The organism is Myceligenerans xiligouense (assembly GCF_003814695.1).
Lineage (GTDB): Bacteria > Actinomycetota > Actinomycetes > Actinomycetales > Cellulomonadaceae > Myceligenerans > Myceligenerans xiligouense.
In genome coordinates this window covers 655765-670159 of record NZ_RKQZ01000001.1, presented here as the reverse complement: position 1 = coordinate 670159, position 14395 = coordinate 655765, and the positions used below count along the sequence as shown (strand labels likewise).

Annotated in this window: 12 protein-coding genes; 6 read left to right on the top strand and 6 right to left on the bottom strand. The window is 70.9% G+C overall.

What is annotated here, in order from left to right; translation table 11 throughout:
- Positions 1 to 155 precede the first annotated feature (155 nt).
- From EDD34_RS02915 to EDD34_RS02890, 6 genes are read left to right on the top strand one after another with little or no spacing between them, the layout of a single operon-like run.
- Positions 156 to 449: an acyl carrier protein gene (locus tag EDD34_RS02915; protein ID WP_123813238.1), complete on the top strand. Its 294-nt coding sequence runs from the start codon at positions 156 to 158 to the stop codon at positions 447 to 449.
- On the top strand, positions 446 to 1747 hold the full coding sequence (locus EDD34_RS02910; RefSeq protein WP_123813237.1) for a condensation domain-containing protein: 1302 nt from the start codon (positions 446 to 448) through the stop codon (positions 1745 to 1747). The genes EDD34_RS02915 and EDD34_RS02910 overlap by 4 nt, the downstream gene beginning before the upstream one ends.
- Positions 1748 to 1764: 17 nt before the next feature.
- Complete coding sequence (locus EDD34_RS02905) at positions 1765 to 3036, top strand: GNAT family N-acetyltransferase (RefSeq protein WP_123813236.1); 1272 nt, start codon at positions 1765 to 1767, stop codon at positions 3034 to 3036.
- A gap of 1 nt (position 3037) precedes the next feature.
- Entirely contained in the window at positions 3038 to 4345 is a 1308-nt protein-coding gene (locus EDD34_RS02900) for a salicylate synthase (protein WP_123813235.1), read from the top strand.
- 10 nt (positions 4346 to 4355) lie between these two features.
- Entirely contained in the window at positions 4356 to 5990 is a 1635-nt protein-coding gene (locus tag EDD34_RS02895) for a (2,3-dihydroxybenzoyl)adenylate synthase (RefSeq protein ID WP_123813234.1), read from the top strand.
- Positions 5987 to 6172 carry a helix-hairpin-helix domain-containing protein gene (locus tag EDD34_RS02890; protein ID WP_123813233.1) on the top strand — a complete coding sequence of 62 codons (186 nt, stop codon included), beginning with the start codon at positions 5987 to 5989 and terminating at the stop codon, positions 6170 to 6172. Before EDD34_RS02895 ends, EDD34_RS02890 begins: the two co-directional genes overlap by 4 nt.
- 27 nt (positions 6173 to 6199) lie before the next feature.
- Here the strand turns inward: EDD34_RS02890 and EDD34_RS02885 are convergent, their stop codons facing one another.
- The 6 genes from EDD34_RS02885 to cmdF are packed head-to-tail and all read right to left on the bottom strand — an operon-like array spanning position 6200 to position 14251.
- Entirely contained in the window at positions 6200 to 7498 is a 1299-nt protein-coding gene (locus EDD34_RS02885) for an NDP-hexose 2,3-dehydratase family protein (protein WP_123813232.1), read from the bottom strand.
- Entirely contained in the window at positions 7495 to 8670 is a 1176-nt protein-coding gene (locus EDD34_RS02880) for an epoxide hydrolase family protein (protein ID WP_123813231.1), read from the bottom strand. The genes EDD34_RS02885 and EDD34_RS02880 overlap by 4 nt, the downstream gene beginning before the upstream one ends.
- Positions 8671 to 8701: 31 nt before the next feature.
- Positions 8702 to 9823: a DegT/DnrJ/EryC1/StrS family aminotransferase gene (locus EDD34_RS02875; protein ID WP_123813230.1), complete on the bottom strand. Its 1122-nt coding sequence runs from the start codon at positions 9821 to 9823 to the stop codon at positions 8702 to 8704.
- The gene (locus tag EDD34_RS02870) at positions 9820 to 10404 is read right to left on the bottom strand and encodes a dTDP-4-dehydrorhamnose 3,5-epimerase family protein (protein ID WP_123813229.1); all 585 of its coding nucleotides are present in this window, start codon (positions 10402 to 10404) and stop codon (positions 9820 to 9822) included. Before EDD34_RS02870 ends, EDD34_RS02875 begins: the two co-directional genes overlap by 4 nt.
- Positions 10401 to 11081: a DUF899 domain-containing protein gene (locus tag EDD34_RS02865; protein ID WP_123813228.1), complete on the bottom strand. Its 681-nt coding sequence runs from the start codon at positions 11079 to 11081 to the stop codon at positions 10401 to 10403. Before EDD34_RS02865 ends, EDD34_RS02870 begins: the two co-directional genes overlap by 4 nt.
- On the bottom strand, positions 11078 to 14251 hold the full coding sequence (gene cmdF / locus EDD34_RS02860) for a tyrosine 2,3-aminomutase (protein WP_123813227.1): 3174 nt from the start codon (positions 14249 to 14251) through the stop codon (positions 11078 to 11080). Before cmdF ends, EDD34_RS02865 begins: the two co-directional genes overlap by 4 nt.
- Between the last annotated feature and the right edge of the window lie 144 nt (positions 14252 to 14395).

Below are 14395 nucleotides of genomic sequence, written 5' to 3'. Positions count from 1 at the left end.
TCGCGCCGAGGTGCTTGGAGCGTAGGTGCGCCCGGACCGCAGGGGCGATAGCCCTGTATCCATGCCGCACGTTTCGACAACGCCACCCCGCGCGCGACCACCGGCAGCGCACCGGGGAAGAAGAGATCTCACCGAGCTTTTCCCAGACTGGCGGTGTGACCACCCATGACGTGTCCAAGATGGACAGCACCGTGACCGACGACCTCGCCGCCGCCGTCGGTGAGTCCTGGGCCGAGGTGCTCGGCGTCGCACCGGGGACTCCGGGAACGTTCCTGTCGCTCGGCGGGCACTCGATCGCCGCCAACCGGCTCAGGTCCCGCCTGGCCCGCCTGGGGGTCACGGTGACCCTCACGGACCTGTTCGACGACCCCAGCCTCGAGGACCTGCTGCACACGCTCAGGGGGCGCGCCGATACCGCGACCGACGACCAGGACGAGGTCAGCCGATGACAACCTTCCCGTTCACCTTCGAGCAGAACTTTCTCCGCGGCCAGCACGAGACCGACGGGAGCGTCGCCGGGTTCGGGCAGCGCCCGATCTCCAGCGGCGCGGTGCGGATCCGGGGCCCCCTCGACCCGTCCCGCCTCACCGCCGCGATCCAGCGCGCCGTCGGCCTCCACCCTCAGACGCGGGCCGCCGTCCAGCCGGACGGCCAGGCGATCCACGCCACGGCCACCGTCCCGCTCGGACAGCACGAGCTCGCCCTGGACGAGGACACCCCGGGCGGCCGGGACCGTTCGGCCGAGGAGTTCGTGGCCTCCTGCGAGGCGAACCCCTTCTCCGAGCGGGACTTCCCTCCGCTGCGCGCCGACCTGGGCCGGTTCGACGACGACGACGCCGTGCTCGTCCTCGTCGGCTTCCTGCCCCTCATCGACGTGTGGTCGATCGAGGTGCTGCTGCGCGACATCACCCGGCTGTACGCGGGCGAGGAGATCACCGCTCCCCCCTCCTACTCCGACTACGCGGCGCAGCAGGACGGGGTCTCGAACGGTTCCGCCTGGGCCGAGCGTCTCTCCGGTACCGAGGCGTACGTCCTGGAGTCCGACCGTCCGGCGGCCGAGCACCCGAGCGGGACGACGCGCGTCCACCGGTTCCAGATCGACACGCGGACCTCCGGCGGCTTGGACCGGATCGCCGAGGAGACCCGGTCGTCCGGCTACATGGTGTTGCTCGCCGCCCACACGATCGAGCTCGCCCGGAGCACCGGACGCCGCCAGGGACTGGTCTGGATGCTGACGGCCGGCCCCGGCCGCCGCGACGACAAGTGGGCCGACACCGTCGGCTACTTCGCGAACATGTGCCCGCTTCCTGTCGACCTCGCGGGCTGTTCCACCTTCCGCGACGCCGTCCTCGCGGTCCGTGGCGCGGCACTGCGGTCACTGACCCACGAGATCCCGTTCGTGGAGCTCCTGGCGGTCGCCGGCCCGCAGCTCGCCGGGCTGGAACGCCCCGGCATGGTGGTGCCGGGGTTCGCAATGTTCCAGAGCCCGGCCGGTGCCCAGATGGCCGACGCCGAAGGAGTCCGCTTCGACAGCATCCATCGGACCCGTTCCCAGGATGCCGGCCCGGGCATTCCGGACGACGCGATCCTGTGGACCATCGAGCGCGGGTCCGACGGCGCCATCTACTACGCCCTCAGCTCGAGCGTGGACCGCTGGGCCGCGCCCTCCGTCCGTGCCATGGCGGAGGGGTTCACCCAGTCCCTCGACGCCCTGGTCGCAGCACCCGATCAGCCCATCGACCTCTGATCGCTCCGGGAGGAAACATGCGCACCACCCTGAACTCCGAGTACACGATGGCCGAAGGGCTGACCGACGAGCAGTACGGCCAGTGGCTCGACGCCTGGCAGGGTGCCTTCGGCTCCCCGCCCAGCGGCGACCCCGGACTGGTCAGCTACTTCCGGGGCACGCATCCCCCGGACCGGTGCCTGATGATCAGCGACGAGCGCGGACCCGTGGCCACGAACACCTCGGTGAACCGGGACTTCGTGCTCCCCGGCGGCGGCACCGTCCCGCTGGCCGGGTGCACCGGCGGCTCGTGCCACCAGACGCTGCGCCGCAAGGGCTTGATGCGGGCGACCCTGGACCGCCTCCACGACCGTGCCATCGAGGAGGACGTACCACTGGCCGCTGGTGGCGTCTCCGAATGGCCCATCTACCGGCGGTTCGGCTACGGCCCGGCGACCTGGTACGACAGTGTCGAGATCGACATCCACCGCGCTGGGTTCCGAGACGACGCACCGGGCGACGCGGGCAACCTCACCCGGCTGGACGGCCCGGAGGCGCGGTCCCTGGCGATGTCGGTGTACGCACAGGCGTCGTCGAACACCCCTGGCGAGGTCATCCCCCCGGATGCGGCCTGGGACCGGCTCCTGCTCGACCCGGAGGACGCCGGCCCCGAGTCGATGATGGCGCTCGGCATGCCCGGCGGCCCCCTCCACCGCGTGGGGATCGAGGGCCGTGCCTTCCTTTCCTACCGTCTGCTCCAGGACTGGACCGACCAGCAGGCGCCGCGCTACACGGCGCTCGTGATCGACCTCATCGCCGCCGACACCGAGGCGGAGGCCTCGCTGTGGCGCTACCTCTTCTCCCTCGACATGGTCGCCGAGGTGCACGCCTGGCGGGTACCGCAGGACAGCCCGCTGCGCTGGTGGGTGAGAGACGCCCGGTGGATCCGCACGGTCCCGAAGGACGGGCTCTGGCTGCGGCCGCTCGACATCCCTCGTCTGCTCGAGGCTCGCCAATGGCAGGGCTCGCACCCCGGGATCTCCCTCAAGATCCACGACCCGCAGGGCTACACCACCGGCACGTACCGGATGGAGGTCGTCGACGGGAAGGCCCGGTGCGACCGGACACCGGGAGCCGTGCCCGACCTCGTGATGGAGGTGGGCACCCTGGGATCGATCTATCTCGGCGGCACGAGCGCCGTCGGATGGGCTCGCGCCGGTGCGATCCGCTGCGCGTCCCCGGAACTGCCCGCCCAGTGGGACATGCTGGCGACTCCGCCCCGTGCCCCCTTCATCAGCTACTGGTTCTGAGATGAAGGCGCGCATGCTCCGGGCCGTGGGCCCTGCCGCCGACGACCCCGTCCTCGCTGCGGCCGCCCTGGCCAAGACCGCTACCGGCGACTACGTCCTCATCGAGGGGCCGGACGGGATCCGGTTCGCGGAGGAGCCGGTCGCCACCGTCACGGCGACCCGTGCGGGGATCTCCGTCGACGCGGCGCCGTCGGTCCTGCCGGACGGCCCGCGCCACTGGGAGGGGTTCGATCTCTCTCGCCTCACCGAGGTGTTCGAGACGGTACCCATCGACGGGCCCAACTGGTACGGCTGGTGCGGCTTCGCGGCCGCGCTGCCCTCGACCGCCCGCGACGGTGAGATCCTGGTCCACGCCGCGACCCATCGGCGGGAGGTGCATCTGAGCGCCGACCGCACCACCTTCCTGGGCCTGGCGCCGGACGACCTGGTGGCCGCCACGGAGAGGTTCAAGCAGATCGAACCGGAGGAAGCCGTCGGACCGGTCACGCCCGTCGACGTGGAGACCGGCCGAGGTGACTACGAGGCGACGGTCAAGCAGGCACTGACCCGTCTCGCGGGCACCGACCTGCGCAAGGTGATCATTTCCCGCAGGGTCGACCTCCCGTTCCCGGTCGACGTCCCCCGGACCTATCTGGCCGGGCGACGGCGCAACACTCCCGCCCGTTCCTTCTGCCTGCGCACCGGAGAGCTGGAGGCCGCGGGTTTCCCCCCGGAGACCGTGGTCGAGGTCGACAGCGACGGATCGGTCCGCGCCATGCCGCTGGCGGGGACCCGTGCGCTGACCGGTGACCCGGTGCGGGACGCGGCGCTGCGCCGGGAACTGCTCGTCGATCCGAAGGAGGTGTACGAGCACTGCGTCTCGGTACAGTCCGCGCTCGACGACCTGGCGGCGGTCTGTGCCCCCGATGACCTGGAGGTGCGCGAGTTCCTGACCGTCAAACGCCGCGGGTCCGTGCAGCACCTGGGGTCGGTGGTCCGCGGGCGGCTCGCCGGCGGCAGGACACCCTGGGACGCCTTCAAGAGCGCTTTTCCCGCGGTGACCGCCAGCGGGATCCCGCGCGACCTCTCGCTGCACGCGATCGTCGACCTCGAGGCGTCTCCCCGGGACCTGTACTCGGGGGCCGTCTTCGCGCAGCGGGAGGACGGCAGCCTCGACGCGGCCCTGGTCCTGCGGTCGGTGTACTCCTCCGGCGGGCGAGCCTGGATCCGCGCCGGCGCCGGCATCGTCCCCCAGTCCAAGCCGCGCCGCGAGTTCATCGAGACCTGCGAGAAGCTCGCGTCCGTGTCCGCCTCCATCGTACGCGCCTGAAGGGTCCGCCATGCCGAACCAGGACATCGTGAAATGGCCGGACGACGTCGCCGGCAGGTACCGCGCCCAGGGGCTGTGGCGCGGCGGGAACCTCGGCGACGCGATCCTCGCCCGTGCCGCCGACCGGCCTGATGCCGTCGCCGTCCACGACCCCGAGACCAGCCTGACCTACGGCGACCTGGTCGCCACCGCCGATGCGACGGCCGCGAACCTGGCCGCCGCGGACCTCCGGGCGGGAGACCGGGTCCTCGTCCAGGTGGCGAACACGTGGAGGTTCGTGCCCCTGCTCCTGGCCTGTCTGCGGCGCGGCATCGTCCCGGTCATGTGCCTGACCGGGCACCGCGACCGCGAGCTCACGCACCTGGCCGAGCTCACGCGGGCACGCGCGATCCTGGTCACCGCCGTGGTGCGCGGCACGGACCATCTCGCGCTGGCGCGCCGCGTCGTGGAGCGGTCCCGCCTGGAACGGGCGATCGACGTCGACACACTGGTGCCGTGCGTGCGCTCCGAGGGCTCGCCTCCCGCGGACATGTCCGCGGGCGCCGTGCCGGGGGGCGAGGATCCGGCGCTCTTCCTGCTCTCCGGGGGCACCGGCGGTCTTCCCAAGGCCATCTGCCGCACCCATGACGACTACGAGTACAACGCCCGCACGGCCGCCGCCGTGTGCGAGTTCTCGGCTTCCTCGGTCTACCTGGCGGTGCTGCCCCTGGGGCACAACTTTCCGCTGGCCTGTCCCGGGATCCTCGGGGTCCTGGGCACCGGGGGCACCGTCGTCGTCTCCCCGTCACCACGGCCCGAGGTCTGTTTCCCGCTGATCCGGCGGCACCGGGTGACGGCGACGGCACTCGTCCCGACCATCGCCCAGCGGTGGCTGGACCGGGTACGGCAGGACCCCGCCTCCCGCGCGGACCTCGACTCGCTCCGGCTGCTGCAGGTGGGAGGGTCGCGGCTGGCCGACAGCGTCGCGTCGCGCATCGGCCCGGAACTGGGCTGCGCCTTGCAGCAGGTGTTCGGCATGGCCGAAGGCCTGATCAACATGACACGCCTGGACGACCCGTACGACGTGGTGGTCGGCACCCAGGGCCGCCCGATGAGCGGTCACGACGAGATCCGGATCCTGGACGAGGACGGCCGGACCGTCGACGACGGCTCCCCGGGCCTCCTGGTCACCCGCGGCCCCTACACGCCCAGAGGCTACGTCAACGCGGCCACGTACAACCGCCAGGCGTTCACCGCCGACGGCTGGTTCCGCACGGGGGACGTCGTGCGGCAGCGGCCCGACGGGAACCTCGTCGTCGAGGGGCGGGACAAGGACATCATCAACCGAGGAGGCGAGAAGATCTCCGCGGAGGACGTCGAGGAGATCGCGTACCGCTGCACGGGGGTCCTCCATGCCGCCGCCGTCGCACTCCCGGACGACTCACTCGGTGAGCGTGTCGGCCTGGCCGTCGTCGCTCGTCCGGGCCAGACTGTGACCATGGACGACATCCACGCCGAGATGCGTGCGGCAGGCGCCGCACGCACCAAGTACCCGGATCAGCTCCACGTCGTCGATGCCTTCCCCTTGACGGGGGTCGGCAAGATCGACAAGAAGACCCTGCGCCTTCAGCTCGCGCCCGCGCACGAAGAGAGGACGACAGCATGAGCCACCCCCTGCCCGAGAGCCTCGCGGCGCCGGCGGTCCGTGCCCTGAAGGGCCAGGGCATCGACACCCTCGAGGACCTTGCCTCCCGCGGCCTGGACGCGGTCGAGGACCTGCACGGTGTCGGCCCGAGCGCGATCTCGACGCTCCGCACGGCGCTGCGCGACGCCGGCCTCTCCTCCTGAGCGGTCGCGGCAGGAGAGAACTCGCGGTCACAGCACCACGCAGCCGGTGGTGAGGACGGCCAGCATCGTGCGCATCTGCACCGAGACCGTGTAGCTCCCCATCGTGAGCATCTGCGCCTGCGCCGGGGTGACCCACATGTATCCGGCAGGCAGCGGACGCTCCATCACGGAATCGGGTACCCGGGCGATGACATATCGGGAGTTCGCACCCAGGAACCGACCTCCTTCCTCCGAGTGGAGGGTGCTGTAGACGATCTCGGCCTGCGACGAGAGGGCGAGTTCCTGCAGTTCCTCCGAGAGCGGGGAGTCGCGGCCGACATGGGTCACCGACGGGTAGGCCTCGAAGCCGGCCCTGGACCCCGCCTCACGCCTCGCCTGGATCAGCAGGTGCGGCTCTCCCCGGTACTCGGCGGCGAGAAGTATCTCCTCCCGGGTCGTCGTGTACTCGACCAGGGGCTGCGACCAGCCGACGACCTCCCGGTTCCCGCCGGAGACCTGGACCCCGACGACCCGGAAGTCGGCCGATGCCTGGATCACGCCCCGGTCCCCCAGGTAGGGGACCTGGTCCAGACCGACGAGGCGAGCCTCGACCATGTCCGTCGCCCGCAGGCTCGTCAGCCACGACTGCACCTCCGCGTCGGTGTGCCGGGAGGGCCCGACCGGCAGCGTCGGCAGGTGAGCGAGCACGCACCGACTGTCCATGTTCAGCAGGTGGTCCTGCCACATGCAGTCCCGCAGCTCGGTACGAGTCAGCCACCGGTGGCTCTCGGTCTCGGGAACATCCTGGTCGACCGACACGATCATGTTCCGGTTGTGCTTGTGGAAGAAGACGGCGCTGTGTTCACCCTGCAGGGAGTCGGCCTTCACCTGCCCGCTGGGCGTAGGGAGGAACCAGTCCAGGTAGGCGGTCGCTCCTCCTCCGTGGGCACGGTCGTAGTTGCTGCGGGTCGCCTGCACGGTGGGCGACACCTGGACCTGCCCGGGATTTCCGGGCTCGATCTTGGCCTGCATCAGGTAGTGCACCACTCCGCCGATCCGGCGGGTGATGATGCCCAGCACCCCGACGTCACGTTGCAGGAGGATCGGGCCGCTCTCGATCACCTGTCGGCTGTCGACGTCGAACGTCTCCAGACCGCGTACCGAGAAGAAACGTCCCGTCTGGTGCACGAGGTTGCCCAGGTCGTCGAAGTGCCAGCCCGGCATCCCGTCGAGCAGGGTGCGCCGGACCTGCAGTCCGTGGTCGGCGCGATACCTGGCGAGCCAGGTCAGGACGCTCGCGGGGGCCTGCCGCCCGCGAGCGGTGGCCGGGGAACTGCCCACACTCACGACGCCACCATGTGTGGGGCCTTCCGCAGGTCACGGGCGAAACTTCGCAGATCCGTGGCCAGGGCCTCCGGGCACTCGAGCGCCGGGAAATGACCTCCGCGGGTGTGGTCTCGCCACTGCACGATGTTGCCGAGATACCGCGAGGCCAGCGCCGGGATCGGCAGCATGATGTCGTGGGGGAACACGGAGACCGCTGCGGGCGCCGGGTTCGGCGCCGGGACGTTCCCGCGGGTGAGCTCCCGCATGGCCGGCGCACCCTCGTAGTAGAAGTTCGCGGACGTGGCGGCGGTGTTGGTGAACCAGTACAGCGAGGCCGCGGTGAGGATGTCGTCCCACGAGAGCGCCCCGTCCTGGACGGAGTCGGGATCGGCCCACTCCAGGTACCGCTCCAGCATCCAGGCCAGCAGGCCCACGGGCGAGTCGGACAGGCCGTAGGAGAGGGTCAGCGGCCGCGTCGCCATCACCTGCATGTAGGCGCTCCGCCGGGTACCGAACTCTTCGAGCGCGGCCAGCCTGTCCCTGTCGAGGCGGTCGAACTCGCTGAGGTCCTCGTCGGGGGTCGGGAAGGTCATCAGCATCGTCAGATGGATGCCCGCGACGTGCTGGGGATCGATCATCGAGAGCACCTGGGTGATCGGTGACCCGGCGTCGCCACCGTGCGCGACGTACCGGTCGTAGCCCAGCCTGCCCATGAGCTCGGACCAGGCGGCGGCGATCTTGGGTACGTCCCAGCCGCCGCTGTCGCCCGTCGCGGAGAAGCCGAACCCGGGGAGGCTGGGAACGACGACGTGGAAGGCGTCCTCCGCGTGGCCCCCGTACGAGGTCGGCTCCGTGAGGTAGGGCACGAGTCGCTCGAACTCGGCCACCGAGCCGGGCCAGCCGTGGGTGAGGAGCAGGGGCATGGCGTCCGGATGTGACGACCTCACGTGCTGGAAGTGGATCTGCGAGCCCTGGATCTCGTCCACGAAGTTGGGCACCGCGTTCAGCCGGCGTTCCGCAGCGCGCCAGTCGTAGACGTCCACCCAGTAGCGGGCCATGTCCTGCAGGAACGTGAGGTCCACGCCCCTGCCGGGTGCCACGTGGGCCCCCGGTGCCGGCCAGCGGGTGCTTCGGATCCGGCCTCGCAGGGCGGTCAGATCATCCTCGGACACGTTGATCCGGTACGGCTCCATGGGTACCTCCGTGTGGTGTGTTCCCGGTGGTTCAGACGATGAGGGCCAGCGCGTCGCGTACCGCCGCGATCGTGCGGTCCTGGTCCTCGCGGGTGAGCGTCGCGTACATGGGGAGGGAGAAGATCTCGCCGGCCAGCCGCTCGGTCACGGGGAGATCGCCGGCGCGATAGCCGAGCTTGCCGAACCCACGCATGGTGTGGATCGGCCAGGGATAGCTGATGTTGAGCTGAATCCCCTGGTCGGACAGCAGTTTCAGCAGGTGGTCCCGCTGCGGGTGCCGCGCCACGAACAGGTAGTAGACGTGCTCGTTGCCGGCTCCGACCGCGGGGAGCGTGAGGCTGGTGTCCCTGAGCCCTTCGTGGTATCTCTCGGCGATCCGGCGGCGCGCCCGGATGTCCTCGTCCAGCCGGCCCAGCTTCAGGCGCAGGATCTCTGCCTGGACCTCGTCGAGCCGGGAGTTGTGCCCGGGCGTCTCCTCGACGTAGTACCGCTCCTCCATGCCGTAGTAGCGCAGGCGGCGCAGCGTTCGCGCGGTCTCGCCGTCCGGCGTCGTGACGGCGCCACCGTCGCCGTAGGCGCCCAGCACCTTCGTGGGATAGAAGGAGAAGGCGGCGGCCTCCCCCATCGCCCCGGCCCGGCCGCCACGGCCGGTGGCACCGTGCGCCTGCGCGCAGTCCTCGACCACGGGCAGGGATCCGGTGACCTCGCGCAGCCGGGGAACGTCGACGCACTGCCCGTAGAGGTGGACCGGCAGCACGCACTTGGTGCGCGGCGTGATCAGGTCCTCCACGGTGTCGATGTCCATCAGGTAGGTGTCCTCGCAGACATCGGCGAACACCGGGACCGCGCCGATCTCGTCGATGGCCACGGCCGTCGGCGCGGCCGTGTTGGACACGGTGATGACCTCGTCCCCGGGCCGCACGCCCACCGCCTGCAGAGCGAGCTTGATCGCGTTCGTGCCGTTGTCGACCCCGACGCAGTGGTCGACGCCGTGGTAGGCGGCGAACTCCTCCTCGAAGCCGCGGACCGACTCCCCCAGGATGAGCCGCCCCGAGGAGAACACACGATCCACCGCGGCCAGGATCTCCGCGCGGTCGCGCTCGTACTCGGCGAGGTAGTTCCAGACCCCGATGCTCTTGGCGGGTGTCGTCATGCTCGTGCTCCCTTCTCGGCGTACGGCAGGAACAGCCTTCGCGCGGTCTCGTCCCGGAAGCCGAGCCCGTGGGTGTCCCGCTCGGACATCACGGCGGGCGGGCTCGGCCACGGCAGCGCCAGATCCGGGTCGAGCGGATCGATGGCGACCTCACGCTCCGGCACGTACGGGTTGGAGAGCAGGTAGCAGATCACCGTGTCGTCGGCGAGTGCCATGTAGGCGTGACCGACACCGGGCGGGAAGTACACCCCGGTGGCGCCGTCGCCGACCAGCCGGACCGTCTCGTACCGCCCGAAAGCCGGAGAGCCCGGCCGCAGGTCCACCAGGACGTCCAGCGCCTCGCCCCCCATGCAGAACACGATCTTCTCCGAGCCTCCCGCGCCGGTGGTGAAGTGCAGTCCGCGCAGCACCCCGGCCCGCGAGCGCCCATGGAACAGCTGCTCGATCCGGAACATCGGGCGGCCGGACGCGGCCTCGAACGCCCCGGTGTCCAGCAGTTGGGTGCTGGACCCCCGCGGGTCGGGATCGGGTGTCGCCCGCAGGATCAGCGCGCCGGGGATGGAGGTCTGCTGCGCGATCATGCGTGACACCCGCAACCGGGCTGTTCGGGGGTGTCCCCGTAGGAGTCGTGCGGGCGCAGCCAGCCCATGGGGTCCTCCGGGTCCGTCTCCTGGCGGCCCAGTGGAGTGATGTCCAGGTAGTTGTAGGTGCCGTTGAGGATGTCGCTCCCGCGGCGGAAGGTGGAGTAGGCATGCAGGATGCGGTTCTCGTCGCGCAGGAATGCGCTGATCCCGGGTGCCTCGGGCTCCCCGCCCTCGTCGAGCACCTGATGGAGGTCTTCGTAGAAGTCGGAGTCGGCGCACGAGTACCAGGGCACGGTCCAGCCCATCGAGTCGCGGTAGGCGAGGCCCTCGGCCAGGTCCTCGGGGCAGACGACGACGAGTTCGGTGTCCCGTGCCCGGAAGTGGGCCAGGTGTCCGATGTTGTCGACCCAGAAGGAGCAGATCGGGCACCATTCGGTGGGCGAGAACTTCGCCATGAAGTGGTAGACGATCAGCTGCCGTCGTCCGGCGAACAGGTCATCCAGGCCGGCCGGCCCATCCTGGCCGTGCAGGGTGTACTTCTTCGAGATCTCGACCATCGGCAGTTCCCGGCGCCGGGCGTTCAGCCGGTCGCGGGCACGGGTGAACTCCTTCTCCTCGTCGAGGAACTTCCGCCGTGCCGTCCACCAGGTCTCGTGGTCCACGGTGGGGATCACGAGGCCACCTCCTCCAGCTCGGTGCCGGTGCCGGACACCGCCGCGGCCAGCTCGCCGCTGCGGAGCAGGTCGCGGACAGCCTCCACGTCTCCGGTCATGACCCGGTCGTGGGCGATGAAGGGGCTGTGCGCGCGAATCGCCTCGTAGGCGGCCATGCCGGCCCGGCCGAGTCGTTCCCGGGTTCCGCCGAGGTCGACCGCCTGCGCCGCCGAGATCGCCTCGACGGCGAGGATGTAGTCGTTGTTGTCCATGATGCGGCGGCAGTTGCGGGCGGCGATGAGCCCCATGCTGACGACGTCCTGGTTGTCGCCGTTGCTCGGCACGCTCTGGATGCTGGCGCTGCCGATGGTGCGGTTCTCGGCCACCAGCGCCGTGGCCGCGTACTGGGTACCGGCGAGCCCGCTGTTCAGCCCGGGGTCCCCGGCGACGAGGAACTCGGGGAGGCCACTGAGGCTGCGGTTGAGGAGCCGGTTGGTCCGGCGCTCGGACAGCACCCCGAGCTGCGTCATCGAGAGTCCGGTGAAGTCCATGGCGAACGCGATCGGCTGGCCGTGGAAGTTGGCGCCGTGGAAGATCTCCTCGTCGTCGAAGACCAGGGGGTTGTCGTTGGCCGAGTTCAGTTCGACGACCAGCGTCCGGTAGGCGTTGGCGAGGGTGTCGCGGACCGCGCCGACAACCTGCGGGACGGCCCGCAGGCTGTACGCCTTCTGGAGGTAGACCTCCGTGCGGCTGACACTGCCGGCGGAGAAGTCACGCGAGTCGGCGGCCTCCTGGCGCAGCGCCTCGTGAGAGACGGCCGCTCCGCTGTCGTGCAGGAGGTTTCGCATCGTCCTCGCGGACGCGATCTGACCGGGATGCGGACGAGCGATCTCGTGCCCCGCGGCTTCGAACGCTCCGGTCGATCCCTCGAGGGCCTCGATCGCCAGGGCGGCGATGATCTCGGCGTGCCAGACCTGGGTCCGGGCCCGGTGGAGCAGGACGGAGCTGAGACCGGTCATCGCCGAGGTCCCGTTGATGAGCGCCAGCCCCTCCTTGTACCGCAGGTCGAAGGCGGGTTCGATCCCGCGCTCGACGAGCACGTCTCGCGTCGGCCGGACCCGGTCTCCGTCCAGCACCTGTCCCTCGCCGATCAGCGCGCTGGCGACATGCGACAGGGGCGCGAGGTCACCGCTCGCCCCGAGGGACCCGTACTCGGGGACCGCGGGGGTGACGTGCCGGTCGAGGAAGGTCACCAGGCGTTCCAGGAGTTCCGGCCGGATCCCGGAGTGGCCCTTGGCCAGGGCGTTCGCCCTGGCGAGCATGATCGCTCGCACCTCCGGCACGGAGAACAGGGGGCCGCACCCTGCCGTGTGGCTGCGCACCAGGTTGTGCTGGAGGCTGCTCTCCTGCGTCGGATCCACGTGCATGTAGATCATCTCGCCGTAGCCGGTGGTGACGCCGTACACCGGTTCACCCGAGGCGATCCGGTCCTCGAACTCCCGGCGCCTGCGCACCAGCTGCTCGGTGACCTCCTCGGGAACGTGGCAGGCGACGTCGTCGTGCGCGACCCTGCTGACCTGCTCCGGAGTGAGGGATCGGCCGTCCAGGCGCACCACGGACGGCGTGGTGTCTGCCGAGGGAGCCGGGGCGTCCCGGCCTTGCAGTAGTGACATCGTGTCAACCTTTCCTCCGCGACTGCGCGGCAACGTGTCCCGCCGGATGAACTGGATGGGAGGGAGCCCGGCACCGAGGCGTGCCCGGCACCGAGCGCGAAGGCCTGACGCGGTGGGCGCGTCGGCGTCGTGGACGACGAAGGCGAGCAGGCGCGTGACCAGCCCGGCCTCGTCCCTCATGGGGAGCACACAAGCGGCCCTGACACCCGGGGCCTCCTCGATGACCGCCTCGACACCGCCGAGGTCGGTGCGGCGTCCGGCTGCCTTCACCTGGTCGTCCGCACGGCCGGCGAAGTACAGGTCGTCGCCGTGCCGGCGCACGAGATCGCCCGTGTCGACCCGGCCGTCGCCGGAACTCCACGGCGCCCCGCGGGCGTCGGTCGCCGCGAACGGCGTCTCGACGGCCAGCGTGGCCGTGCCGGATGCCGGATCGCCCCCCGCGAGGTGGAGACGGCGACCGGGGATGGCGGCGCCGATCGGGACCTCGCCGCGATGGCCGTCCGGGATCCGGTACGACGTGGCGAGGATGGTCTCCGAGGGGCCGTACAGGTTGTAGAGGTCCGCGCCCGGGGCCACCCGCCGCACCTGGCCGACGAGGGCGGGCGGGATGCTCTCCCCCGCCAGAACGGCCGTGGCGAGGCCGGGCAGGGTGCCGCTGCGGGCGTCGGCCATGCGCATCAGCTGCCGCATGTAGGAGGGCACGGTCTGGAACCAGGTGATCGAGCGATCGGTCAGCCAGTCCAGCAGCGCCTCGGGATCCCCGCGGGTGCCGGGGCCGGGGATCTGTGCCGTGGCACCCGACAGCAACGCGACCAGCAACTCGACGACGGCGGCGTCGTAGCCCGGTGCCGCCCACTGCGCCACCTGGTCTCCGGGCCCGACGCGCATCTCGCCGCTCATCCAGCGTGCCAGCTGCACCAGCGAATGATGCGTGTGGACGATCGTCTTGGGTGTACCGCTGGTCCCCGAGGTGAAGCACAAGGACGCGGGCGCTCCCAGGTCCGCCGCCGCCGGAGAGGCTCCCGCGCCACGAGCCGGCGGCTCGGCGTCGCCGGCCGGCAGGACGAGGACGGCCCCTACCGGATCGGCCGGGCCGTCCGGGTCCTGGAGATCTCCTTGACGGGCGGCGGTGACCGTGACCGCGGGCCGGATCGTCGTGAGTTCCGCGCGGAGTGCGGTTCCCGGCTCGCCACGTCCCAGTGCCGCGACCATCGCCCCGGCCCGCCAGCTCCCCAGCGTGACGGCGACGTGGTCCACCCCGTTGTCGAGCTGGGTCACCACGCACCGGCTCGCGGAGGGGTCCGTCACCGCAGGATGCACCGCGTCGGCCCAGCGGACCGCTGCGTCGTGCAGCTCGCGGTAGGTGAGCGAGCTCCGGGAGTCGCTGACGGCAACGGCGCCGGGATGTCTCCGGACCACCGCCTCGAACATGGTCCAGATGTCGAGGTGGGAACAGGCCGGCACATCCGGTCCGCATCCCGCTCGCGCGGTGCGGCCTGCGGCAAGAGCTGAGCGCATGGCGTTCCTCCTCCCTCGGGACGTCGTCGGGGCTGCCTGGTCGGGCAGCGCCTCCGACAGCCATCCTTCAGGTACGGGTCGCCGTTCTCTTCTCCTGGTATGCCGACGACGCGGAGATCGCGCGAGGAGGGCACGCCCGCCCCA